The 23,294-nt window shown below is 35.4% G+C and carries 21 protein-coding genes; 16 read left to right on the plus strand and 5 right to left on the minus strand.

The features are described 5' to 3' along the window. The first annotated feature begins 28 nt into the window (after positions 1-28). The 4 genes from NLJ00_RS17145 (at position 29) to NLJ00_RS17160 (ending at position 6,849) form a co-directional block, all read left to right on the plus strand. On the plus strand, positions 29-2,152 hold the full coding sequence (locus NLJ00_RS17145; protein ID WP_256634710.1) for an RICIN domain-containing protein: 2,124 nt from the start codon (positions 29-31) through the stop codon (positions 2,150-2,152). A gap of 100 nt (positions 2,153-2,252) precedes the next feature. Then, a complete protein-coding gene (locus tag NLJ00_RS17150) occupies positions 2,253-5,501 on the plus strand; it encodes a TIM-barrel domain-containing protein (RefSeq protein WP_256634711.1) in 3,249 nt (1,082 codons plus the stop codon). Positions 5,502-5,682: 181 nt separating this feature from the next. Further along, positions 5,683-6,363, plus strand: coding sequence for a 3-keto-disaccharide hydrolase (locus NLJ00_RS17155; protein WP_256634712.1), 681 nt, complete (start codon positions 5,683-5,685; stop codon positions 6,361-6,363). Positions 6,364-6,378: 15 nt separating this feature from the next. Then, positions 6,379-6,849 carry an energy transducer TonB gene (locus NLJ00_RS17160; RefSeq protein ID WP_256634713.1) on the plus strand — a complete coding sequence of 157 codons (471 nt, stop codon included), beginning with the start codon at positions 6,379-6,381 and terminating at the stop codon, positions 6,847-6,849. A gap of 28 nt (positions 6,850-6,877) precedes the next feature. Here the strand turns inward: NLJ00_RS17160 and NLJ00_RS17165 are convergent, their stop codons facing one another. Beyond that, a complete protein-coding gene (locus tag NLJ00_RS17165; RefSeq protein WP_256634714.1) occupies positions 6,878-6,970 on the minus strand; it encodes a winged helix-turn-helix transcriptional regulator in 93 nt (30 codons plus the stop codon). A 2-nt stretch (positions 6,971-6,972) separates the two neighbouring features. Between NLJ00_RS17165 and NLJ00_RS17170 the strand changes: the two genes are divergently transcribed. Then, positions 6,973-7,260: a hypothetical protein gene (locus NLJ00_RS17170; protein WP_256634715.1), complete on the plus strand. Its 288-nt coding sequence runs from the start codon at positions 6,973-6,975 to the stop codon at positions 7,258-7,260. Positions 7,261-7,337: 77 nt separating this feature from the next. Here the strand turns inward: NLJ00_RS17170 and NLJ00_RS17175 are convergent, their stop codons facing one another. Further along, entirely contained in the window at positions 7,338-7,703 is a 366-nt protein-coding gene (locus tag NLJ00_RS17175; protein WP_256634716.1) for a hypothetical protein, read from the minus strand. Positions 7,704-8,311: 608 nt separating this feature from the next. Here NLJ00_RS17175 and NLJ00_RS17180 point away from each other — a divergent pair. The 7 genes from NLJ00_RS17180 (at position 8,312) to NLJ00_RS17210 (ending at position 17,424) form a co-directional block, all read left to right on the plus strand. Then, complete coding sequence (locus NLJ00_RS17180; protein WP_256634717.1) at positions 8,312-9,691, plus strand: heme-binding protein; 1,380 nt, start codon at positions 8,312-8,314, stop codon at positions 9,689-9,691. 84 nt (positions 9,692-9,775) lie between these two features. Continuing rightward, entirely contained in the window at positions 9,776-11,494 is a 1,719-nt protein-coding gene (locus NLJ00_RS17185) for an alpha-keto acid decarboxylase family protein (RefSeq protein WP_256634718.1), read from the plus strand. Positions 11,495-11,537: 43 nt separating this feature from the next. Continuing rightward, positions 11,538-13,532 carry an FAD-dependent oxidoreductase gene (locus NLJ00_RS17190; RefSeq protein ID WP_256634719.1) on the plus strand — a complete coding sequence of 665 codons (1,995 nt, stop codon included), beginning with the start codon at positions 11,538-11,540 and terminating at the stop codon, positions 13,530-13,532. Positions 13,533-13,552: 20 nt separating this feature from the next. Then, positions 13,553-15,067, plus strand: coding sequence for a ferritin-like protein (locus NLJ00_RS17195; protein ID WP_256634720.1), 1,515 nt, complete (start codon positions 13,553-13,555; stop codon positions 15,065-15,067). 16 nt (positions 15,068-15,083) lie between these two features. Beyond that, positions 15,084-15,671 (plus strand): hypothetical protein, encoded by a 588-nt coding sequence (locus NLJ00_RS17200; protein WP_256634721.1) that lies wholly within the window; start codon positions 15,084-15,086, stop codon positions 15,669-15,671. Next, positions 15,661-16,575, plus strand: a complete 915-nt coding sequence (gene bufB, locus NLJ00_RS17205; RefSeq protein ID WP_256634722.1) for an MNIO family bufferin maturase — start codon at positions 15,661-15,663, stop codon at positions 16,573-16,575. The genes NLJ00_RS17200 and bufB overlap by 11 nt, the downstream gene beginning before the upstream one ends. 9 nt (positions 16,576-16,584) lie before the next feature. Continuing rightward, a complete protein-coding gene (locus tag NLJ00_RS17210; RefSeq protein WP_256634723.1) occupies positions 16,585-17,424 on the plus strand; it encodes an HvfC/BufC N-terminal domain-containing protein in 840 nt (279 codons plus the stop codon). An 18-nt stretch (positions 17,425-17,442) separates the two neighbouring features. On the opposite strand, the gene ilvN is transcribed toward NLJ00_RS17210, so the two are convergent. From ilvN to NLJ00_RS17225, 3 genes are all read right to left on the minus strand, one after another. Further along, positions 17,443-17,940: an acetolactate synthase small subunit gene (ilvN, locus tag NLJ00_RS17215; protein WP_256634724.1), complete on the minus strand. Its 498-nt coding sequence runs from the start codon at positions 17,938-17,940 to the stop codon at positions 17,443-17,445. A gap of 571 nt (positions 17,941-18,511) precedes the next feature. Continuing rightward, on the minus strand, positions 18,512-19,279 hold the full coding sequence (locus NLJ00_RS17220; RefSeq protein ID WP_256634725.1) for a LytR/AlgR family response regulator transcription factor: 768 nt from the start codon (positions 19,277-19,279) through the stop codon (positions 18,512-18,514). Continuing rightward, a complete protein-coding gene (locus NLJ00_RS17225; protein WP_256634726.1) occupies positions 19,276-20,127 on the minus strand; it encodes a sensor histidine kinase in 852 nt (283 codons plus the stop codon). The genes NLJ00_RS17220 and NLJ00_RS17225 overlap by 4 nt, the downstream gene beginning before the upstream one ends. A 531-nt stretch (positions 20,128-20,658) precedes the next feature. Between NLJ00_RS17225 and NLJ00_RS17230 the strand changes: the two genes are divergently transcribed. From NLJ00_RS17230 to NLJ00_RS17245, 4 genes are all read left to right on the plus strand, one after another. Then, positions 20,659-21,423 carry a hypothetical protein gene (locus NLJ00_RS17230; RefSeq protein WP_256634727.1) on the plus strand — a complete coding sequence of 255 codons (765 nt, stop codon included), beginning with the start codon at positions 20,659-20,661 and terminating at the stop codon, positions 21,421-21,423. A gap of 42 nt (positions 21,424-21,465) precedes the next feature. Then, positions 21,466-22,032: a porin family protein gene (locus NLJ00_RS17235; RefSeq protein WP_256634728.1), complete on the plus strand. Its 567-nt coding sequence runs from the start codon at positions 21,466-21,468 to the stop codon at positions 22,030-22,032. A 1-nt stretch (position 22,033) separates the two neighbouring features. After that, positions 22,034-22,207: a hypothetical protein gene (locus tag NLJ00_RS17240; protein ID WP_165590663.1), complete on the plus strand. Its 174-nt coding sequence runs from the start codon at positions 22,034-22,036 to the stop codon at positions 22,205-22,207. 141 nt (positions 22,208-22,348) lie between these two features. Beyond that, on the plus strand, positions 22,349-22,963 hold the full coding sequence (locus tag NLJ00_RS17245) for a pyridoxamine 5'-phosphate oxidase family protein (protein WP_256634729.1): 615 nt from the start codon (positions 22,349-22,351) through the stop codon (positions 22,961-22,963). Positions 22,964-23,294: the final 331 nt, after the last annotated feature.

The following is a 23,294-nucleotide window of genomic DNA, read 5'->3' on the forward strand; positions in this document are numbered from 1 at the left end:
GTAGTAATTCTTATAAAAAAAACAAGTTATGATACAATTTAAAATAAATAGTTTCTGTCTTATGAATTCTTTAAGACTGCGTTTTACATTATTTTTAATGTTTATAAGTTTAGCCAATACCGTTCAGGCACAAACAAGCGGCAATCCGTTGTTTACAGGAGCCGATCCCGAAATTCATTACTTCAACAATAAATATTACATCTATACCACAGCTATTTACGGAACACAATTTCATGCCTATTCTTCCACAGATTTGACCAACTGGCATGACGAAGGTCTTATTTTTGACCTCTTTCCGGATAGTCCGTGGGCGCAATATAACGGCTGGGCTCCGGCAGTAGTTTTTCGCAATAACAAATATTATTTCTATTATACTGCCGAAACCAAAATTGGTCTTGCAGTAGGGAATACACCCATAGGCCCTTTTACAGATATTGGCGCACCGCTTATAGCAACAGATCCTTACACCGATGATATTATAGATGCAAATGTTTTTGTTGACGATGACGGGCAGGCGTATATTTATTACGGAGGATCAGGCAAAAGCCGAATGGTCGTTCGTAAATTAAATCCAGACATGGTTTCATTAGCCACAGGCCCAACAGATATAACACCTCAAAATTATACCGAAGGCCCATATATGGTAAAACGAAAAGGAATTTATTATATGATGTATTCGAACGGATCCTGGTTTAATGATACTTACAATGTGCAGTATTCCACTTCAAATACACCAATGGGACCCTGGACTTATAGAGGGAAAGTATTAAGTTCTAATGTAGAAGATAAAGGCCCGGGTCATCATGGTGTAATCAAAATAGGAAACTGCGATGAATATTACATGGTTTACCATCGTTATGAAAATGGCACATCTGGGGATCGAAAAATTGCTATTGACAGAATGTATTTCAATTCTAATGATTTGATTGAACCAGTAAACATGACTAATTACGGTGTGGCACCAAGAATACCGGATCAATCCTGCCCAACGCAAAGCATTGTATCGGGAGGAATTTATAAATTAACCCACAAAGGGACTAATCAATGTCTTGATGTTGTTAATAATAGCAGCCAGTCGGGAGCAAACGTGCAGCAAAGTACAGACAATGGCAATGATGCACAACGCTGGGTGATAACACTCGAAGCAGACGGATTTTATAAATTAACCCACAAAGGAACAAATCAATGTCTGGATGTTGATAATAACAGTAATGCACAAGGCGCAAACGTACAGCAATGGCTGGACAGCAATAACAATGCACAGCGTTGGAAAATTGAAATCATGTCTGATGGTTATGCAAAGTTAACCCACAAAGGAACAAATCAATGTTTGGATGTTGATAACAACAGCAGCCAGTCCGGTGCCAATGTGCAGCAATGGACAGATAACCTGAACGCGAATAATGATGCCCAAAGATGGAAATTAGATTTAATTGAAGTGCCAATTGTTTCCGGCGGAGTTTATAGACTAATTCACAAAGGAACGAACCAAAGTCTTGATGTAAGTGACGGCAGCACACAGCAAGGAGCAAATGTGCAGCAATACACCAGTAATGAAACCGATGCACAGCGCTGGGTAATTACAAAAGAATCAGATGGTTTTTATAAATTAACGCATCGAGGTACAACTCAGGTTTTAGATGTAGATAACAACAGCAGTCAGCCGGGAGCCAATGTACAGCAATGGTCAGATTTGGGAACCGATGCACAACGCTGGAAAATAGAATTAATGAGTGACGGTTATTTTAAACTGACCCATAAAAACACGAATTTGTGTCTGGACGTTGTCAATAACCTTGCAGAACCGGGAACAAACGTACATCAGTGGACCGATAACAACAACGATGCACAACGCTGGAAACTGCAATTACTAAAATTCACACCAACTTTAGGAACTGCCAAAATTTTGAAGCCTTCACCAAATGCTGAGGAAACTTTAAATGTATATCCAAATCCGGTAAAAAATACACTCTTTTTTACTTCTGAAATGGCAGGAATAAAAGTTCAGGTTTTTTCAGAAACCGGAAGTCAGGTTTTGCAGCAAATAGTAAAAGAAAACAGTATCGATGTTTCGGGCTTGGCAACAGGAATTTATTTTGCTGTTTTTGAAAAAGATGGAACAAAAGTTACAAAACGATTTATTAAAAAATAAACGGAGAATGAAAAGTAAATACTTCAAATAAGATTATTAAAATCATTATTTTAACGAAACGATTTGAAGTATTTATTTAAGATTAATTTTAAAATAAAATATGAAAACAAAACAATTTTTAGTTACAATTATTTGTCTTGCTTCCGCAGCTTTATCCGCTCAGGAATACAAACCCGAAGCCAATCCTAAAGCAATGGTAGTTTCAGGCAATGCCAGATTTACAGTACTTTCTCCGCGAGTAATTCGTATGGAATGGAGTTCAGACGGAAAGTTTACAGACAATGCTTCGCTGACCTTTGTAAACCGAAATCTTCCCGTGCCGTCGTTTACCAAAAAAGAAAGTAATGGTGTACTACAAATTGTAACCGATGTCGTAAAACTTAAATACAAAACAGGTTCAGGCAATTTTAACGACAAAAATTTAAGTGTAGATTTTATTGTAAACGGTAAACTCATTTCATGGAAACCAGGTTTAGCCAATACTAAAAACCTTTTAGGAACAACCCGCACGCTGGATGGAGTTGACGGCTCGGCTAAGGAACTGGAAAAAGGTATAATTTCTCGTGATGGATGGTATTTAATAGACGACAGCGAACGCCCGCTTTTTGATAATTCAGAGTGGCCGTGGGTTATGGCGCGTCCGGGAGATAAACCACAGGATTTATACCTTTTTGCTTATGATTCTGATTATAAAGCTGCCTTAAAAGATTTCACTGATATTGCCGGAAAAATAGCCATGCCGCCAAGATTTGCCTTTGGTGCGTGGTGGTCAAGATACAGAGAATATTCAGATACTGAATTTCGTGATCTTGTTGGTGAATTTAAAATGCATGACGTTCCGCTTGATGTATTTGTAATCGATATGGACTGGCACGTAAAATCGTTACCTGAATTTTTCAAAAACGGACAAAGACAAAGAGATCAGGCCGGAGAAGATTCGGGATGGACTGGTTTTACATGGAATAAAAACTTATTTCCTTCTCCTGAAAAATTCTTAAAATGGACGAATGAGCAGCATCTTAAAACCTGTTTAAACCTGCATCCGGCATCTGGAATTCAGCCTTTTGAAGAAGTATATCCCGAAATGGCAAAAGCAATGGGAATTGATCCTTCTACCAAAAAATACGTCCCTTTTGATATTACCGATAAAAAATTTGCTACCAATTACATGAATTTGGTATTACATCCTATTGAAAAAGCGGGTGTCGATTTTTGGTGGCTAGACTGGCAGCAATGGGGAAGCACGAATATTCCAGGAGTAAATCCAACTATTTACTTAAATTATGTTCATTACAGCGACATGGAACGCCAAAACAAAGTGCGTCCGCTTATATTTCACCGTTGGGGAGGACTTGGAAACCACAGATATCAAATTGGATTCTCTGGCGACACGCACGTATCTTGGGAATCATTAAATTATCAGCCTTATTTTACCGCTACGGCTGCCAACGTTGGATTTGGATATTGGAGCCACGATATTGGCGGACACCAAGGCGACGCAGGAACGGCAGAACTGTATACAAGATGGATTCAGTGGGGCGTTTTTAGTCCGATATTCAGAACACATGCCACAGCTGCACCACAACACGAAAGACGTATTTGGGCTTATCCGCTAGATAATTTTCTTATTATGAGAGAAGCGTATCAAATGAGATATTCTCTTGTGCCGTATTTATACAACGAAGCACGCAATACGTACGAAACAGGAGTTTCTACCGTGCATCCAATGTATTATGATTATCCAAAGGAAGAAACCGCTTATGCTACACCAAACGAATATATGTTTGGGCGTAATATGATTGTGCATCCCATAACAAAACCTATCGAAAAAGGAAGTGTTTTCCTAACGCATGAAACATGGCTGCCAGAAGGTAAATGGTATGAATTGAGCACAGGAAACATTATAAATGGCGGTAAAAAAGTTGCAATGCCATTTACTTTAGGAGATATTCCGGTTTTTGTAAAAGAAGGTGCAATTATCCCGATGCAGTCAAAAGTGGAAAGAACAGATGAAAAACCTCTAAATCCTTTAATTCTTGCTTTCTATCCGGGTAAAAAAGGAAATTTAAAACTGTATGAAGACGAAGGCAATAACAACAACTTCAAGAAAAATGCTTTTACGTATACGCCAATAACTTCAGAACAAACTGGAAATAAAACCAATATTGTGATCGCGCCTGTAGAAGGTTCATTTCCCGGAATGCTGACTTCAAGAAGTTATGAACTGCGTTTTCCATGTTCATTTCCTCCAACAGCGGTATCAGTAAACGGACAAAATATTCCGTACAGCGAAGAACCTAAAGCAGGAACCTGGTCATATGTAGGAGACGATTTTGAAACCCGTATTTATGTACCCGAATCTTCAACGAATACAAAAATTTCTGTTGAGGTACAATTTCCAGATTATGATCAGCAGCTTCTTTCGGGGAAAAAAGGACAAATTAAATACATGAAAAATTTCGAAACATTTCGTTTGTTAAACAATTGGAATGATGGATTATACAGTCCATTCGAAATAATGTCACTTTCTCAATTTGGTCAAAATATTGAATATAATATTGCCGATATTAAAAAAGAAATTGATGGATTTAACACCCGCTGGAATAGTGCTTTATTGACTATTCAATCTATTAGTGAAACCAATAAAGTCTACAAACCTTATTACGAATTACTGAAAATCTACGGAAAAATTGCCGAAAGACCAGAATTTAAAAACAACGAAACAGAGTTAGAATCGGATACAAAAGCAAAAGTGGAGTTTATTCAAAAAGGAACTGATAAAATTTATTATACTACAGACGGTTCTGTTCCAACACGTAATTCACAGCTTTACACAAAAGCATTTGAAGTTAATGTTCCGGCGCGTGTAAATGCAATTGCAGTTCCGGTGGGCGAAGGTTCAGCGAGTTCTGTTATTTCGAAGATATTTTACAATAAAAAAACAGGTTTAAATTATAATTTATACAAAGGAAAATGGAGCAAAATACCTGATTTTAGTAAACTTACTCCAGTTGATAAAGGTTATGCCCCAGATTTTGATTTAAACAAAATTAACCATGACGACAACAATTATGGCTTGGTATATAATGGATTTATAAACGTTCCCGAAGACGGAAAATATACTTTTTATGTTTCGTCTGATGATGGAAGTAAATTCTATATCAACGATCAATTGCTTATTGATAATGATGGCTTACATGGTTTTGATGAAAAAAAATCGGAAATAATCTTAAAGAAAGGATTAGTGCCAATTCGATTAGAATATTTTCAGGAAAGTTATGGCGCAGGATTGTCAGTTGATTTTTCATCAGACAAAATCGCTAAAACCAGTCTTTTTCCTTCTATTTAAAGAGAATTTTTTAGAAGTAAAAAATACATAATACTATTAAAAAAGGATGAGCAAAATGTTCATCCTTTTTTACTATTTTTACTAAGGTTGGAATCTAAAATCCAATCTTTACCCAGTATTTAAGAATTTACTAACTGAAAAGACTGAAATAAAATTCAGTTTATCAAAAAAAATAAACCACATGAAAAAAGTTATAGCAGCAGTTTTGATTTTATCTTTTACACAAATAATTCAGGCGCAAAAAGGTTTTAAACCTCTTTTTGACGGAAAAACTACAAAAGGGTGGCATACTTACGGTAAAGATTCGGCTCTTGCCGGATGGAATGTAGAAGACGGATTATTGCATTTTAACCCCGATACGGCAAAAGACGGACAGGGAGGAGATTTAGTAACCAATGCTGAATTTGAAAATTTTCATTTAAAATTAGAATGGAAAATATCACCAAACGGAAACAGCGGAATTATTTTTTATGTGAACGAAGATCCTCAAAAATACCCAAACACATTTAGTACAGGTTTAGAAATGCAGGTTCTGGACAACGACGGACATCCTGACGGAAAAATCACAAAACACCGCGCGGGAAATTTATACGATTTAATTGAAAGTAAATCAGAACCGGTAAAACCAGTAGGGGAATGGAATAAAGCCGAAGTTATCAGCAACAAAGGAAAACTAACCCTTATTTTAAACGGCGTTGTCGTAGTTGAAACTACACTTTGGGACGATAATTTTAAAAAATTAATAGCAGGAAGTAAATTTGCCGACTGGGCAGGATTTGGAACATTCAAAAAAGGAAAAATAGCGTTGCAGGATCACGGAAACAATGTATGGTATCGTAACATTGAACTAAAACAATTATAAATAAAGAGAAACAAAATGAAGAAAACGTTTTTTTTACTTTTTAGTTTAATCATAATTACAAGCTGTCAAAAAGAAAGCAGTAAACCTGCAATTGTTAATCCTCCTTTAAAAGTTAAAAAAGAAGCTCCAAAAAAAGATGTATTAGAATATGGTATTGATGAAAATGACAAGGAAATTTATAATGCATCATCAGTGGATTCCCGGCCAGAATATCCGGAAGGCATGGATAGGTTTAATATTTTCCTGACGAAGACTTATGTTATGCCGACAAAAGCAGTTGAAGAAGAAGCGATGGGGCCAGTTTTTACAACTATTGTAATTGAAAAAGATGGAACAGTATCTAATATAGAAGTTCTTCGTGATTTTGGCTATGGATCAGGTGAAGAGATGTTAAGGGTTATGAAATTATCTCCTAAGTGGACGCCTGCATTAAAGGGAGGAAAACGAGTAAGGTGTTCGTACAATTTTCCCTTTTATGTTCAGTAGGTAAATTTTTTATAAGCAAAATTGCCTATTAACTGTGGTGTTTTAAAAAACAGCCAAAATTTCTCAAAGCAATAATAACAGGAATAATGGCTTTACCGTTTTCGGTAAGGCTGTATTCCACTTTTGGCGGTACTACAGGATAATGCCCGTGTGATAGGTGCAAAAGGTATAATTACCTGTGGATATAACAATACTACAAAACCAAACACAGCCTTTGTAGAAATCAAAAGAGATTTAGACTGGAATTATGAGTTAGAAAAGATCGAAGTTGATTATGGAAGCGGTTTTAGTTTTGAAGCAGAAGCTTTTGCAGATCACATTAAAAACTATGATAAAAAAGAGCAGGTTTCAATGATGAATGAATCTGTAGATAACATATCAACTATTTTGGATATTCTGAAAATTATTTAAGAAGTAATAATTCTTTTATCTAAAAAAACTGCTAAACCATTCGTTTAGCAGTTTTTATATTAATCATTACAGGGTAACTATAAATTTAATATGTCAACATTTACAACACCTGATTGTTCATCTTCTGCGGTAACAGTATACCATTTGAAACCTATCAAACCTCCTAAATTAAACCGTATAATATCACCCTCTTCTGCTGGAAGAACCCAACTGTTTTGAGGAGGAGGAAACACGAACCCACTGGCGCCTGTTGTTTGATTCCTAGGAATATACGTTGGTGAGGGAATAACAATAACACCTTGTGTCAATTTAAATTCGATGGGTCTTGTATAAAATTTGTTTATAGTATTATCATGTTTTTGTTTGGGTGTCGCAGCATTAAATCCTGGACTAATGCATAATGATAATAATAGTATGGTACTAATAATAATCTTTTTTTTCATGGTTCTTAAAATTAATGGTTAATAATGGTTTGATTTATATAAAATTGATTTTCTAATTCTATAAATACTCCTTTCTGAGTATGGATTTATTTGCAGTAATCTTTTGGTAGTGTAGAGAATTGTCTAATAGTGAAATACATAGACGGCTTGTAGAAGAGCTTAAAGGTAAATAAAATATTACAATAACGATTAAAAAGAATAAGTTTTATTTGATTTTCAGATTGTTACAGTCAATTTTACTGTAATACAACATAAAGTCATTTATATACCTTCACACTAAAAACCGCTGTCATAGCGGTTTTTTGTTTTACATCATTTTGATTTTACTTCTTATTAATTATCCGTTTGTCAAAATGTTGATTTTTCTCTTAAATAAAGCATGTTTAAATAAAACGAAATATTCAAGAATGCAGCGAAATGATCTTGTGCTTTTATTTCGACCTCTCATGGATAAAAATTCCGCACTCATGCCTTTTTTTTAATTTGAACTATGGCCTCACACTAATTTTATTACAGAAATGAGATAAGATGCATGCGCTAATGTGCCTTAGAATCACTTTCCTAAACGAGACGTAACTAACCTGAAAAGGAACAAAATACATAACAAAATGGAAAATTTAAACGGTTTACAACAGCAAAAATGCCCTTATCAGGCTCAACAAGCAGCGGGAACAGCAATAACAACACCAGCTGCAGCACCAGCGGTAATTCCAGACATTACAACTCCGCTTGTATCAACAACAAATCAGCCGCCGGTTGTGGGCACTAATAATCTTGGTCTTATAAATAGTTTTATTGGCACCTGGAATAGTCCCACGGGAGCAAATGCCACAGGTTACAATGTTATGCCTTTGCCGCAAACAGATGCTCCAAGTGGTTATATCACTAAAAACTTTCCTTATTTCGAAGAAATCTCATTTTCGGCTATAGCCGGCGGAGCACCAAATAGGGAAGGGCAATACACACAGGCAAGCAGTGTACTATTTTATGAACAAAGAGTTTACATTGCCAACAATGCAGATCCAAACGGAGCACAGCCCATTCAAAATACTTTAATTCATGCTGAGAACGGAACGTGGCTTTATCACGTAATACAAAATCAGGTTGAAGGCCCTTATGGTTCTGGTTTTGTTCCGGATTCAAATCCAATTCCGGTGCAAAATCCGGCAACCCAGTATAACAAACAAATTTCGGTGCCTCATGGTGTTTCCGTTTTAATGACTGGAGGGCCAGTTGTTTCAGGAACAGGAAATCCGGTTTTTCCAACCGCAGACAGAACTAAATTACCGTTTACAGATCCTACGATAATTGATCCGTCAACCTATTTGACAAATCAATTAAAGGCATTGAACAGCCAGGGAATTACGGTTGACAGCTACTCAAGTATTACGGTGAGTACAAATAATGAAGGTGGTGCAGTAAGCAATATAAATTTTGAAACTTCTTTTGGAAAAGTGCTTTCAATGACCACCACTTGGTATGTTGAAAATTTAAGTAACGGAACTACTCAGTTACAATACATTCAAAATATTGTTTTACAATTTTTGATTAATGGTATGCCAACTCAGTTTTTGCATATCGATGCTAATACTTTACAGCTGGTAGAAACCTTTGTTCCGGTTAATGCAAATCAAGCATGGCAAAACACTGGAATTGCCGTACAGCCCGGTAATACGATAACAATAAGTTACGAATCTGGTTTATGGACAGCAGATCCGCAAATTAATAATGGTAACCTGTATGACGCAAACGGATGTCCGGGCATTATTGTAACGCAATCAGGATATCCTATTCAAAATGTAAATATGGGTTCACTTATTGGACAAGTTGGAAATAATGCTCCATTTTTTATTGGAAATGGACCTGTTACAACTCCTGCAGGTCAAAGCGGACCATTGAAGTTATGCATCAACGATGATTTAAATGCAGAATACGGAGCTGGATTAGCCGATAATATTGGCAGTCTGCAGGTACGTATCAAAATTTAAAAGACTAATATAAATCTCTTCAGTTTTATGCTGAAGAGATTTATTACTGAAAACAAAAATACTCCTAATTCTAATAACCAAAAAATGAAACCTACCAAAGAATTTACGGTCGCAGATTATCTGCTGACCCGACTCAAACAATTAAATGTCACCGAGGTTTTTCAAATTCCGGGGGATTATGTAAAGCATTTTACACAGGCTCTGGAATACTTTGACGGAATTGAAACCATTGGAACTTCAAACGAACTAGACGCTTCTTACGCGGCAGATGCTTACGCACGTACCAGAGGTTTAGCCGCCGTATCTTTACAATACGGAGTAAGTACTTTTAGCGCATTAAATGCTATTGCAGGAGCTTATGTAGAACGCAGTCCAGTTGTTGTAATTAGTGCAACACCCGGAGCCGATGCACGACAAATTGGAAGTATGTACAATGTACTTTACCATCACTCTACAGGCAATGTTAACGCAGATCAGGAAGTTTATGAAAGAGTAACTGTTGCTGCCGAGACACTAAGCACTTCTGCAGGCGCTCCTGAAAAAATTGATAAATTACTTATCGCAGCACTTACACACCAACGTCCTGTGTATATAGCGTGTTATAAAGAGGTGTGGGGCGAACCTTGCCCAAAACCTTCCAGTAAAAAACTAGAACCTGAAATAATAAAAAGTGAACCGGCAGCACTTGAAAATGCTGTTTCTCAGGCATGGTCACAAATTAGTCAGTCAAAAAATCCTTTGATTTTTGCCGGAGTAGAGCTTTTGCGACATAAACTAACAAAGCAATTAGAAGAACTTATAAAAGCCAGCGGAATGTTATATACTACAACTTCACTTGGAAAAACGGTTCTGGATGAAAAAGGCGATAAATTTATCGGTACCTATTCTGATCAGGCTTCAATACCCGAAGTTATAAAATTAGTCGAAGCTTCTGACTGTATTTTATCCTTAGGAACTATCATTACCGATGACTATTTATGGCTGGTAGAAAATAAATTTTCGGATATGATTCAGGTAACTACTCAGGAAACGAGAGTTGGTTATTTTACCTATTCGGGAGTAACTTTAAAAGATTTTATTGAAGCATTAACAGAACGATTTAAAAGAGCTTCTGGATATCCTTTAAAAGCTATAGCTCCGGCTCAGCCAAAATTCCCGGAACCATGGCGATCGAACTCTGATCCTAAATACGATTTAACTCCGGAAGTAATAACGTTTAACCGCTTTTTTGAACATGCAACATCTTTTCTGAAAAAAGAAAAAATGCTGGACGATATTGTAATGACTTTTGGTGTAAGTTCATCAATGTACGTGGCTACCAATATTTACGGATTATCTCAAAACGCTTATATTTCTTCGGCTGCGTGGCAGTGTATTGGTTTTGAAACAGGTGCAGCTTCAGGAGCTCAGTTGGGAAGCGGTAAACAAGCCTGGACTGTAGCCGGTGACGGTGGCTTTATGATGATTGCACAATCACTTTCAACCCTTGTAAAATACAACATCAACTCCGTAATCTTTGTGATGAGCAATGGAGTATATGCAATTGAGCAGGTATATGTCGACATGGACTCCTTTAAAGCAGGACCGGATCATAAGTTTGATGCATTTGATATTCTTCCAAAATGGGATTATCAGGCACTTGCCAAAGCATTTGGAGCAAACAGCTATCGTGCTGAAACTGTTTCAGAGTTAGACGAAGTACTTCTAAAACTTAAGAGAAAAACAAATCTTCCAACTCTGGTAGAAATTGTGATTCCTCAAAAAGATCTGGCACAGCAAATGGCAAGACTTGGAAATGAATAAAACCACTATCTATAACTACTAAAAAATCTAAAAACATACTATCATGAGCAAAAAAACATACTCTATTTTTGGAGCAGGTGCAGCCGGACTCTATACGGCGTGGAGATTACTTGATGGGAAATCTAAACTCGCCAAAAACGAAAAAATGCTCGTTAAGGGCGATGTATTAGAACTTTACGACTGGGGAAAATATGATTTTTCTAAAAAAAATCCGGGAACCAGAGAACCGGGCGCACGTGTTTGTACATGGCATTATAAAGACGACAAAGACAATTCGTACCTTGAATTAGGAGGTATGAGATATTTATATTGGGATGGAACTCCTGAAGGACCGGGACACCGTTTAGTGACTAAAACCATTGAAGAACTGGATTTAAAGAAAGATTCAGTTCCGTTTAATGAATCAGCAGACCCATTGATGTCTTTGCGTTCAAAAAACATGTATATCTCAGATATCAATTCTAATCAGCCAGCTCCGTATTTCGCAAACAATTACGCTCAGGATGCTCCGCCAGATGATGGTTTTACAACCATACAATCTGTAGCGATCACTCAAACATCAGGGCCGACTACCCGAAGAGAATGGTGCAAATTTTATGAAGAAGGAAGGATCAATATTGACATGCCTGATAGTTCGATCTACCAAAAAGGAGATTTACTAAAGGAAATTGGATATTGGAACCTGGGTTATGATATGCTTGACCAAGAAGGATTTAGCTACTTATCTGATGGAAATGGGTATAGTTCAAACGTAGTAAACAGTAATAGTGCACAGTCATTTAATGTGAATGATGAGTTTCTTCCGGGAACAGAATACAAAACTTTAATAAAAGGATATTCCAGCTTATTTGATTCTTTATTTGAAGAAGTTGAAAAACTGGCAAAACAAAAAGGGATTACTCTAAATTATTATCCAAACATTAGATTGCGTTCTATTGTGCACACCAAATCAGGAGTGAATTTTACAACTGCAACACGCAAAGATCCAGATGCACTTGCAGAAAGAAAAAAATGTGATGCAGCATTTCTTGCTATGCCTAGAGCAGCAATTGACTTAGTAGCGCAGGCAAGCAGATACAGTGATGAAGAAGCAACTGATGTGTTAAATCATGAAAAAGTACAGTTGTATTTAGAGTCTGTATTAATGGAACCTTCATACAAAATAGGGATGTTTTTCGATACACCTTGGTGGAGAACTACCGAGGCCGGAAGCCCAACGTATCCTGCAAAACTTACAAGTTATTTCTTAACACAAGAAGGAATTGAGAAATTAAGAAAAGAGGGTTTTCCTTCTAACTATCTTAAAAAAATAGAATCGGCTAAAAATCCGGCTATCATTGTTAATTCGTTTAACGATAAAGTAAGCTTTATAGCTGCTGTAGAAAATGCAATCGAAGAACGTTTGACTTTTAAACAAGAAAAACAAATTTCGACTGTAGCCGAATTAGATACTATTGGGCCAAGTATTACAGATATGCCTATTCGCCAAGTAGTTTATTTTGGAGATAATGCCAGAGACGGAAAAGGGAAAAAAGTATATGGTATTTTGGCCAGTTATGATGATATTCTATACGCAACATTCTGGAAGGCTTTAGAACTTGGACCAGATGCAACTCGTGAAATTCCTGAATCAAGAGATTTACAGCCGCTTGAAGGGCCAAGAGATGCCACTCCGGTAATGGTAAAAATGCTTCGTTCACAATTAGCGTCATTGCATTTTGGACCACAGGCTGATTATTCGTATGTGCCGGAACCTTTAGAAACGAAATATATGGACTGGTCGCTTCCTCCATTTAATGCAGGATATCATGCCTATAAATCGCACTATAATTTAGGCGATGTGCAAAGAAAAATTAGAAAACCGTCACAACTTGTTCCAAATACAGACTGCGAAATTTTTATTGTAGGAGAAACCTATTCAAACGATCAGGCTTGGGTAGAAGGTGCATTTTGTACTGCCGAATCTGTGCTGAATGATTTCTTTGGAATTGAACCTATTATTGACGAAAAATACTATCCATTTATCAGTCCGGAGTAATCTATTTTAACCAAAAACAAATGAAAAACAAAAAACTATTTACCTATTCTACTTCGGTAACACCAGATAATATCGAAGAAGTAATGCAACAGGCAATTGCGCTGGAGCTTGCTACTATTCCAACGTATTTATCGACCTATTATTCCATAAACAGAGCGCAGGATCAGGATAAACTATACGCTAAACTTCATGCGCAGCTTTCACAATCGGGTGTGCGTACTGCTGCCGAAATCGACGAATTAGCACAAGAACTAAAACTCGATATATTAGTTTATTCGAATAAATCGGCTGCGTTAATTATGAGCGTTGTTATCGAAGAAATGCTGCATCTGGCACTTTCATGCAATGTAAAACAAGCAGTTTGTCAAAAGGCGCCTGATTTAATGGGTATTGGAAAAGTATTAACATTTCCAACACAATTAGACGGACATATTCCTGAATTTCAAATTAATGCAGCAAAATTGTCATTGAAGCAATTGACTACATTTTTGCAAATTGAAAGCCCTGAGCCGTTTAAAGATCCTTATGCAAATGAACAATTGCTGAATACGGTTGAATATCAAACCATAGGAAGTTTGTATGAAATGATTATCAAATGTATAAAAGAGGATTTCCCGGGGCCTTATGAGCAAAGACCGCAATTGCTTCCTCCGGATAACCCAAATCGTCCGAGACCGTATTATTCTCAAAATTCAATGAATACGGTACATTATGACAGAGAGCACAATCCGCAATTTGCCAATACAGATGATAGTGAAGGACTTGTTGGCGTACATGACGCTCACTCGGCAATTGAAGCTATAGAACGTATCATTGATCAGGGAGAAGGAAAAAGTAAATACAAGCAGCATACCTTAATTTTGGGTGAAAATAAAATGCCGGTTCCAATGGATATTGTGGATGGCAAAGTAGTTTTTTGGGAAGGTGATTATGATGATTCTGGAAAAGAACCAGCTCATTTTGCCAAATTTCTCGAAGTCTATACTTTCGGAGGACATTATCAGGAAAAGTTCCGTAAAATTCAGGGGCTAGATGATTTTTTCAGCTATTTTGTATATGATACCGATGCAAATCCTAAAACAGCTGATTATATAGCTTCAAACAATCAGGCACTGGCATTATGTTCACAATTAGGTAATGCAGTTTTTGCTTATATTCTTTTAATGATTGAAGCTTGTTATTATAAAGATGAAAGTACGCAATATGATTTATTCATTTTTGGTATTCATAAATCAATGATCTGGCTTTTAAGCGGTGTTGGTAACCAAATTAATCAATACACTTATACTAAAGGCAATCAGGCTTATAAAGGCGCTTTAACATTTGAACCTTTTTCATTTGAGCAAAGTTTCTTAAGACCAAAAGCACAAATCATGAGTTTAGTTGATCAATTGGCGAAAGCCGATCCTGTTAATTGGGGCTGGGCTATCAAAAGCGAAAACTATTTCCCGTCTTTACCAGACGTAGGATTGGATTACAGCATTGAAGCCGATATTCCTAAAGTACCAAGTACACCTTATAGACATAATCATTAATATAAAAATATACAACATGTCAGAATTAGTAACAAAAGAACTTCATGTATGCATGGGGCTTAATTCATGCAAAAATGCGGGATATTCAGGAAATAATGATTGTGCAGGCCAAGGCGATTGCTCAACAGCAGTTGGTCATCCCTGCCACACCTTAAACGCTTGTAAAGGGCAGGGAGGCTGCGGGATTTTTGGTACAACAGAAGAACTTTGCCATCCCGGCGAAAATGATTGTCGTTATCAAGGCAGCTGCGGTGTGCCTATTTTATCTTCCCGTTTTATGGCACAAGGACCTAACAAAGGACTTAGTGTTTGGCAATTAGCAAGAATACGTTTTGAAGAAAAAAGAATAAAAAAAGGAGAATCCTTTGGCGAAGCTCCGCAGCAATATGGACCAAGCGATGAATACGTTAACTCCATTCGCGGAACTTCAGGCGTAGATTATTCTTCTTGCGGACAAAGCGGTTCAAGATCTTGTTCGTACATCAACGATCCTGCTAAAAGAAAAATTGCAGCAGCGGAAAGAGTTTTGAAAATGGAAGAAGAAAGCGCGAAAAAATTACCGGAAAGCCTTTCAAATTGTCAACCCAAAAATAATGGACACTAGACTTGGATTACCCAATTTAGGATTGGGATTAGGACTCAGAAGCCAGCATTTTGAACATATTCTGGAAAAGAACCCTGCCGTAGACTGGTTTGAGGTAATTTCTGAGAATTTTATGGATTCACATGGACGTCCAAGATATATTTTACAACAAATAGCAGAAAAATATCCCGTGGTAATGCACGGGGTATCGCTTTCTATAGGAAGCACTGATCCCTTAAATTTTGATTATTTAAAGAGTTTAAAACAACTCGCAAGTGAAGTCAAGCCAGCTTGGATTAGCGATCATTTGTGCTGGACGGGAGTTTTAACGACCAATTCTCACGATTTATTGCCGCTTCCGCTAAATGAAGATTCATTAAAACATGTTTGTAACCGAATCAGACAAGTTCAGGATTATTTAGAACGACCGCTGATTGTTGAAAATCCAAGTACCTACGCAGCCTTCAATAATTCAACTCTTCCCGAATGGGAATTTTTGCGAATCATGACCGAAGAAACCGGCTGCGGATTGCTCCTCGATGTAAACAATGTATACGTATCTTCTTTTAATAATGATTTTGATCCTGTAGAATACATCAACGGAATTCCGCATGAAAAAGTAGTTCAAATGCATTTGGCAGGCCATCAAAATTGCGGCAATTATATTATTGATACACACGATAGAGAAGTAAATAATCAGGTTTGGAAATTGTTTCAACAAGCTTATCAATTGGCAGATCAGGCATCCATTTTATTAGAGTGGGATGGAAATATTCCTGCTTTTGATGTATATCATTCTGAATTACTTAAATCAAAACAATATATGGACGCAGCATTTGTTGGAGTTGAAAAAGAAGTTTTGTCTATTGATAAAGAACAAGTTTCAAACCCATTGAATTTATTCGCTGTAGACAAATTTTTATAAACTCCAAAGATGCAGAAAACGGTAAAAATACCATTAAAAGACTTTCAGCAATGGATGCAGCAGCTTTTGCTTGATCCTTATCAGCAAACAGGAGTGAACCCCAATGATTTGCTTTCGAATGCAGAAAATGCAGCTTCAATTGAAGACGTAATTTGTCATTCAGAAAAACTTACAGCTCAGGAACATTTAGCCATTTACCAGCGAAGTTATATTGCCCGACTGCGAAATTGCATGTCGCAGCAATTTAGTGCTTTAGAATATGCTTTAGGCGAAGCAATTTTTTGCGCTTTCGCCGATGATTATCTGGCTTCAAAACCTTCTCATAATTACAATTTATCTTTTTTGGGAGCTCATTTTGCAGAATATCTGGAAAATAACAGACCCGACGCTGATGAAGATATAAAAGAAGATTGGATTGATTTTATGATCGAACTCGCTCGATTTGAATATGCCATTGGTGTTCTTTTTGATGAAAAAGCGGAAGAAAACTACCAGTTAGCCACAATCGATACACCAGAAAATGAACTAAAATTATTACCAGTATTTGCCTTATTTAAGTTCCAGTTTCCTGTTCGAAAGTACTATTCTGAATTCAAAAATGACAAGAATCCTGATTTGCCTCTTCAAAACGAAAGTTATTGCGTGGTTTTACGACACAAATTCAAATTAGCAATTTACGATTTACACAAAGAACAATATGAGTTTTTATGTTTTTTGAAAGAGCATAAAGATATTGCTGCAGCAAAAGAATTGTTTAAAATTGATTATAAAGAAAATGATGTTCAGTTTGAACATGTTTGGAAGAGTTGGAAGGAGCGTTGGGTTGGGGCTAATTTTTTTAGGGTTTAATAGAATAAATAAATATAGCTACACCTGAAAAGCTTCACTATTTAAAGTAACAGCAATTCTGGCACTTTTTATAAATTCGATCAATTCAAATTTTTTTAATTCGGCAGCCAGATTATTGATTTCGTTTTCATGTCCCGTTGCTTCAAAAACCGTAAAATCTTTTTCGATAGTTATAAATCGGGTGCTATATTTTCTAAGTAAATGATTAATTTCTTCGTTCATGATGCTCGAAGTCTTTACTTTAAATAAACCCATTTGTTTCCATACGATTTCGTCGTTTGTGCTGCAGTAACATTTAAAAACCTCGATAATTTTTTCGATTTGAAGCGCTATGTTTCTAACTATTTCAAAAGTATCATTGATAACGAGCGTACATCGGTACATTTTGTCGATTTCACAAGTAGAGATATTGAGACTTTCCAAACTGATTTTTCGTCGGGAAAGTATAACGGTTATTTTATTCAGTAATCCCATTTGATCTTCTGTGTAGGCAGTTAAAGTATATTCTTGTTTCATTTAAAAGTTTAATATTATTTATAATAGATGTTTTTAGAAATAAAAAAGCCTTTCTCGTTTGACAGAGAAAGGCTTTTATTATGCAATAGAATCCTGCCTCGTCACGGTAGACGAATAATGATAATAGCGCTGATAATAATTTGTACTGAATTTTTCATGTATATTTTAAATAAAAAAAAACCTCCCAAATAGGGAGGTTTTAAATTGTATCGTGTACTTATTTATATAACATCCCTGATCATTATCGAATGATAATAATGCTGCTAATAATAGAGATGTTAATTAAGTTTTTCATTTTCTGTTCTGGATGAGCGACAAATGTATTGATTTTTATAAGATAACAAAAAGTTTTTTTCAGTTTAATAACCAGTTTTGAATGAAGTAAAAAATGATTTTTTAACACATAGAAACATAGGTTTTATGTGTGCAAAAGAATATAAAAAGAAACATGTTTCTAACACATAGTCCCGATAGCTATCGGGATGTGTTAATGCAAGTGAAACGCCTTTAACGACATTGAAAAACTATGTTTCTATGTGTTTAAATTAAATATGTTCAAAGAGGCATTCTTTTAATAATCCAGCCACAATTTCAATAGTGAAGCTTTTGTTCTGCTCACAATTACAGCCTCGTCTTTGCTGTGTTTTATCTTAAGCTGTAATTTTCCATTAAAATAATTATTTACTTTTTCAATTGAATTTATATGAATGATATACTGCCTGTTTGCCCTGAAAAAAATTTTTGGGTTTAATTCCTGTTCCAACGTTTCGAGAGTGTGTGGTACAACAACTTCTTCACCATTAAACAAATAAGCATAATTAATATTCAGGTTAGAATAAAAACAAGCAATATCTTCCACATCAATTTTTCTGTAACCGTCCCGGTAAGGAATAAGAAAGCGATTTCTGTATTCTTTGGGCTGCATGTAAGCAAGAAGTTCTTCAATCTGTGAACTAGGATTGACAGGCTGTTGTAAAGAATTTTCTAACTTTATAATAGCCGCTTCCAGTTCGTTTTTTTCAATTGGTTTCAAAAGATAGTCAACACTATTATACTTAAAAGCTTTAATGGCATATTCATCATAAGCAGTTGTAAATATAATAGGGCAGGTGAGATTGGTGAGATTGAAAATTTCAAAACTCAATCCGTCTGCTAATTGAATATCCATAAGGATAAGATCTGGTGACGGATTTTCAGACAGCCATGAAACCGTATTTTTAACGCTCGATAAAACACCCACAATTTCGGCATCGGGTTTAATTTTGATGATCAAACGTTTAATTCTCTCCGAATTCAGTTTTTCATCCTCAAGGATCAATATTTTTTTTATAGTATTCATTTAATGAGCGGTACTTTTATGGTAAAAGTCTCTTTATTTTCTTCTATAGAAACTTTTCGATCACTTAATAAAGCATAACGATTTACAATATTTTTTAATCCAATTCCGGTAGAATAAGTTTTTTTTATGAGCGGTAAAATCGTATTCGATATCACTAATTCATCATTATCATTAGAATATATCTTAACAAGCAATGGGTTTTCTTCTTCCGTACGATTATGTTTCAGTGCATTTTCAATGAAAAGCTGCAGCGTAATGGGAGGAATCTGCATATGTAGTTTCGATTTGTCAATGTCAATTTGAAAAGTACAGTTATCGCCCATACGATTTTGAATAAGAAAAAGATAAGCATCGAGAAAATCTAATTCTTCCTGTAACGTAACCAATTTCTTTTTGGAATTAACCAGCAAATAACGGTACACTTTAGCAAAATTTTCGGTGAATTCATATCCCAACTGCTGATCTTTAAGAATTAACTCCGAAAGTACACTGAGGTTATTAAAAACAAAATGCGGATCCAGCTGTAATTTGAGTGCCTGCAATTCTATTTCGGCTGCTATTTGTTTACTCTCGGCTGCTTTTACTTTATATTCTGCCGCTTTTAAAGTCGCGTTTTTCCAATTTTTAAGTAAAAAATCACCCGTATTAAGAGCACTTACCATTAAAGCCCATAATACGATTGAAATAATAGTATATACTGCTTCTCGTACACCTACATCAATTGGCTGTATCACAATTAAATACTCTCCGTAGATATAATAAATAGTGCTTAAAACAATTGTGACAAGCAATGCTCCAAAGGTTTGACATACAATTTGAATAATCAAGCGTGTTATAGGGCGAACCATCCAGGAGATTTTCTTATTTAAAACCCTGTCAATAAAAAGACTAGTAACCAATATTGTAATGCAAAAAAGGACATTAGTTGCTATATCTATCAGCATTAAATGAGCTGGCAGATTAAAATATTCTTTCCAATAAGCAAATGGAAATATGATAAACAGGGTAGAGTAAGAGCCTAAAAATAGAAACGTAATTAAGAGCAGACTCTTTAAGTGGCTCTTTTTTACAGGATCAGTTATTTCGTCGGTGTGGTTCACAAAATTTGTTTTTACAGGAAATCAAAAGTTTGTTAGATTCCTTTTTGAGAGTGCAAATAAAAGGATTTTAAAATAAATCAACAGTACTTTTTATTTATTAATCATCTGTAAATGTGCTGTATATAAAGGGTTTCGTAAAATAAAAACAATCTCGTTTCAATTCAATATCCCAAATTGACGGTTCACCGTACAGATTTGCCGCTTCACTTTAAAAATTCTCTGAAACAGATTTACCAACAATATTTTTGCGCCATAATTATAACAATTAATATCACAAAAATGAAAAAAACAATGGTAATAACAAAGGAAGATTTTAGTACTGCAAAATCGAATTCTCAATTGCAAAATTATAAGCGTAATGCATTAATTCTATTTTTTCTGGTTCTGTTTACTTCTGCGGTTTCGGCACAAAAATCAAAAATACTGGATGCCTTTTTTAAATACGGAATTGACTCTAGTATTCTTAATCCCGAAAAAATAAAAAAGCCTGACAACTTTGCTTTCGATTTTAAACAAACCATTATAACGAGCGCGAAGGAAACGGAAACAATCGCCAAATTTGATCCGTCTAATGCAGGAACAGAACCATGGACTGTTGTTTCTATTGATGGAAAATCGCCATCAAAATCAGAAGCAAATTCTTTTAGAAAAAATCAAAGAAAAGCTTCAGAAGCAGCTCCAACTCCAACAGATGATGCAACGTATAAGATTGAAAAGGAAACGCCAGATCAATTGGTGATTAGTTATAAAGTCGATCCAGGCTCTCTTACCAAAGAAAATGCTTTTGTAAAAGACTGCCGATTTTATATGACAATCAATCTTAAAACTAAAAAACTGGAGCAAGTACAAACGCTAAACGAAAAGCCTGTAAAAGTGAACATTCTTACTGCTGATAAATTTGATATTGTCTTAAAATACAAGTGGAACGATCAGGCAAAACAATTTGTTCCTGTAAATGAAAACCTTACTATGGAAGCTAAATTTATAGGGCAGGCAACGAACATTCAAACAATTACGGAATACTCTAATTACACGAAAAAATAGTATCACGAAATAGCCATTATTTCAAATTTAAAAGATTAAAAAATGAAGAAAATTATTGCAGCAACTGCCTTATTCATGTCTGTATTTAGTTACAGTCAGGTTCATCTTGGTGTTAAAGGAGGGGTAAATATGAATAAATTAGATGGTAAAAATTTTGACAGTGATTTTGAGCTGGGTTATCAGCTTGGCGGTTTTGTATATTACAATTTTACTGATTTTGTAGGCGTTCAGGGAGAAGTATTATTCAATCAAACCAATACCAAAATCACAGATAGTTATAAAGACATTTTTAAAGATGCTTTCAAAAAAGATAAAACACTTAATTATGTAAGCGTTCCGGTATTACTGCGTTTAAACAGTGAAGGGTTCATTACTTTTACGGCTGGGCCTCAGTTCAGTTTTTTGGCCAGCGGTAATCAAAGTGTTTTAGATAATAGTAAAAAGCTTTTCAAAAAAACAGATTTTGCCGTTGTTGCCGGAGCCGAAATAAATATAAGACCTATTACTATTTATGGAAGATATATCTGGGGATTTTCTGATGTGAGTAATTTTGGCGAAAAGGCAAACAGCCAGCAAATTCAGGCAGGATTATCTGTTCGTTTATTTTAAAATGATGAACTCCTGGAAAATAATAAAAGGACTTCTGGTTACATTAGTAATACTGATTATCTCCTTATTTTTTCTAATTAGCACAGCGATCACTTATATCCTGAAAGCGAGAATAGAACTAAATGAAAAAATAGACAGCAGTTTAGGTGTTAAAAAAGATGATTTGGTTCGCTAGCAATAGCGAACCTTTTTTGTTTTCTGCATCTATAATAATTATCCATCATAAAGTAAAAATTGTCCATTTCATATTACAATCTAATAGTTGAACTTTACAGTTAATTACAGGAAAGATTAAAAACAATTTAAATTTTCTATTATGAATTACGGACAATTAGCTTTTACAGATACTATTAAAAAAATGCAGGAAGAAGCGGGAAGCAGAAGCGCTTATGATCGCATGGAAAAAATGTCGGTTGTAGACGGATTGACAGAAAACGAAATTAACTTTATAAGTGACAGAGATAGTTTTTATATGGCCAGTTTTGGAGAAAATGAATATCCATACATTCAGCACCGAGGCGGACCAGCAGGATTTATTAAAGTAATTGATAATAAAACAATTGGAATTGTTGACTTTTCGGGTAACCGACAATATATTTCTACGGGGAATATTTCTAAGAATGAAAAAGTAGCTTTAATTATGGTTTCGTATCCGCAAAGAGCTAGATTAAAACTGTATGCAAAAGCGAAAATTGTTGATTTAGAAGAGAACAAGGAACTATATGATCTCTTAAAACCAGAAGATTATAAGTTTCGTCCGGAGCGCATGATGGTTTTTGAAATTCAGGCTTACGACTGGAACTGTCCGCAGCATATTACGCCGCGTTATTCAACTGAAGAAATTGAACAGGCCTTATTACCGCAGAAAAAATATATTTCTGATTTGGAAAATAGGGTAAAAGAACTTGAATTGGAATTATCCAAAAAATAATTAGAGTAAAAGCGTTACTCTTTTTGAAGAATTTAAAATAAAAAGTCGAATCAAGTTCTTTTCGAACTTCTTTTTAGAGCATATCCCTTTCATTTTGAATAGCCTATCTTATCATTTTGATAGGTATTTAAAAATAAGAGGGATATTCTTTTTTTGTAGTTTGTTGATAGTTAGTATTTTGCTTTTATCTAAAATGCTCTGGCATGTCATTTGTTTCTGTTAGAGAAATTTAAATAAATCAATATCAATTAAAACTAATATGAAAGCAGATAAAACAAGAAGTAAGGAGATTACGAAACTATATGTATCAAAAAAATCTTTGCAGAATAAA

It is taken from the genome of Flavobacterium panici (assembly GCF_024499525.1).
In the GTDB taxonomy this organism is placed as follows: Bacteria; Bacteroidota; Bacteroidia; order Flavobacteriales; family Flavobacteriaceae; genus Flavobacterium; species Flavobacterium panici.

What these genes read in the sequence shown, in the direction of transcription:
- NLJ00_RS17185 (WP_256634718.1), top strand. Translation starts at nt 9,776, where the DNA reads ATGAAACCTACCAAAGAATTTACGGTCGCAGATTATCTGCTGACCCGA.
- NLJ00_RS17200 (WP_256634721.1), top strand. Translation starts at nt 15,084, where the DNA reads ATGTCAGAATTAGTAACAAAAGAACTTCATGTATGCATGGGGCTTAAT.
- NLJ00_RS17155 (WP_256634712.1), top strand. Translation starts at nt 5,683, where the DNA reads ATGAAAAAAGTTATAGCAGCAGTTTTGATTTTATCTTTTACACAAATA.
- NLJ00_RS17175 (WP_256634716.1), bottom strand. Translation starts at nt 7,703, where the DNA reads ATGAAAAAAAAGATTATTATTAGTACCATACTATTATTATCATTATGC.
- NLJ00_RS17230 (WP_256634727.1), top strand. Translation starts at nt 20,659, where the DNA reads ATGAAAAAAACAATGGTAATAACAAAGGAAGATTTTAGTACTGCAAAA.
- NLJ00_RS17145 (WP_256634710.1), top strand. Translation starts at nt 29, where the DNA reads ATGATACAATTTAAAATAAATAGTTTCTGTCTTATGAATTCTTTAAGA.
- NLJ00_RS17195 (WP_256634720.1), top strand. Translation starts at nt 13,553, where the DNA reads ATGAAAAACAAAAAACTATTTACCTATTCTACTTCGGTAACACCAGAT.
- NLJ00_RS17225 (WP_256634726.1), bottom strand. Translation starts at nt 20,127, where the DNA reads ATGGTTCGCCCTATAACACGCTTGATTATTCAAATTGTATGTCAAACC.
- NLJ00_RS17245 (WP_256634729.1), top strand. Translation starts at nt 22,349, where the DNA reads ATGAATTACGGACAATTAGCTTTTACAGATACTATTAAAAAAATGCAG.
- NLJ00_RS17210 (WP_256634723.1), top strand. Translation starts at nt 16,585, where the DNA reads ATGCAGAAAACGGTAAAAATACCATTAAAAGACTTTCAGCAATGGATG.
- NLJ00_RS17235 (WP_256634728.1), top strand. Translation starts at nt 21,466, where the DNA reads ATGAAGAAAATTATTGCAGCAACTGCCTTATTCATGTCTGTATTTAGT.
- ilvN (WP_256634724.1), bottom strand. Translation starts at nt 17,940, where the DNA reads ATGAAACAAGAATATACTTTAACTGCCTACACAGAAGATCAAATGGGA.
- NLJ00_RS17220 (WP_256634725.1), bottom strand. Translation starts at nt 19,279, where the DNA reads ATGAATACTATAAAAAAAATATTGATCCTTGAGGATGAAAAACTGAAT.
- NLJ00_RS17160 (WP_256634713.1), top strand. Translation starts at nt 6,379, where the DNA reads ATGAAGAAAACGTTTTTTTTACTTTTTAGTTTAATCATAATTACAAGC.
- NLJ00_RS17240 (WP_165590663.1), top strand. Translation starts at nt 22,034, where the DNA reads ATGATGAACTCCTGGAAAATAATAAAAGGACTTCTGGTTACATTAGTA.
- NLJ00_RS17180 (WP_256634717.1), top strand. Translation starts at nt 8,312, where the DNA reads ATGGAAAATTTAAACGGTTTACAACAGCAAAAATGCCCTTATCAGGCT.
- bufB (WP_256634722.1), top strand. Translation starts at nt 15,661, where the DNA reads ATGGACACTAGACTTGGATTACCCAATTTAGGATTGGGATTAGGACTC.
- NLJ00_RS17150 (WP_256634711.1), top strand. Translation starts at nt 2,253, where the DNA reads ATGAAAACAAAACAATTTTTAGTTACAATTATTTGTCTTGCTTCCGCA.
- NLJ00_RS17190 (WP_256634719.1), top strand. Translation starts at nt 11,538, where the DNA reads ATGAGCAAAAAAACATACTCTATTTTTGGAGCAGGTGCAGCCGGACTC.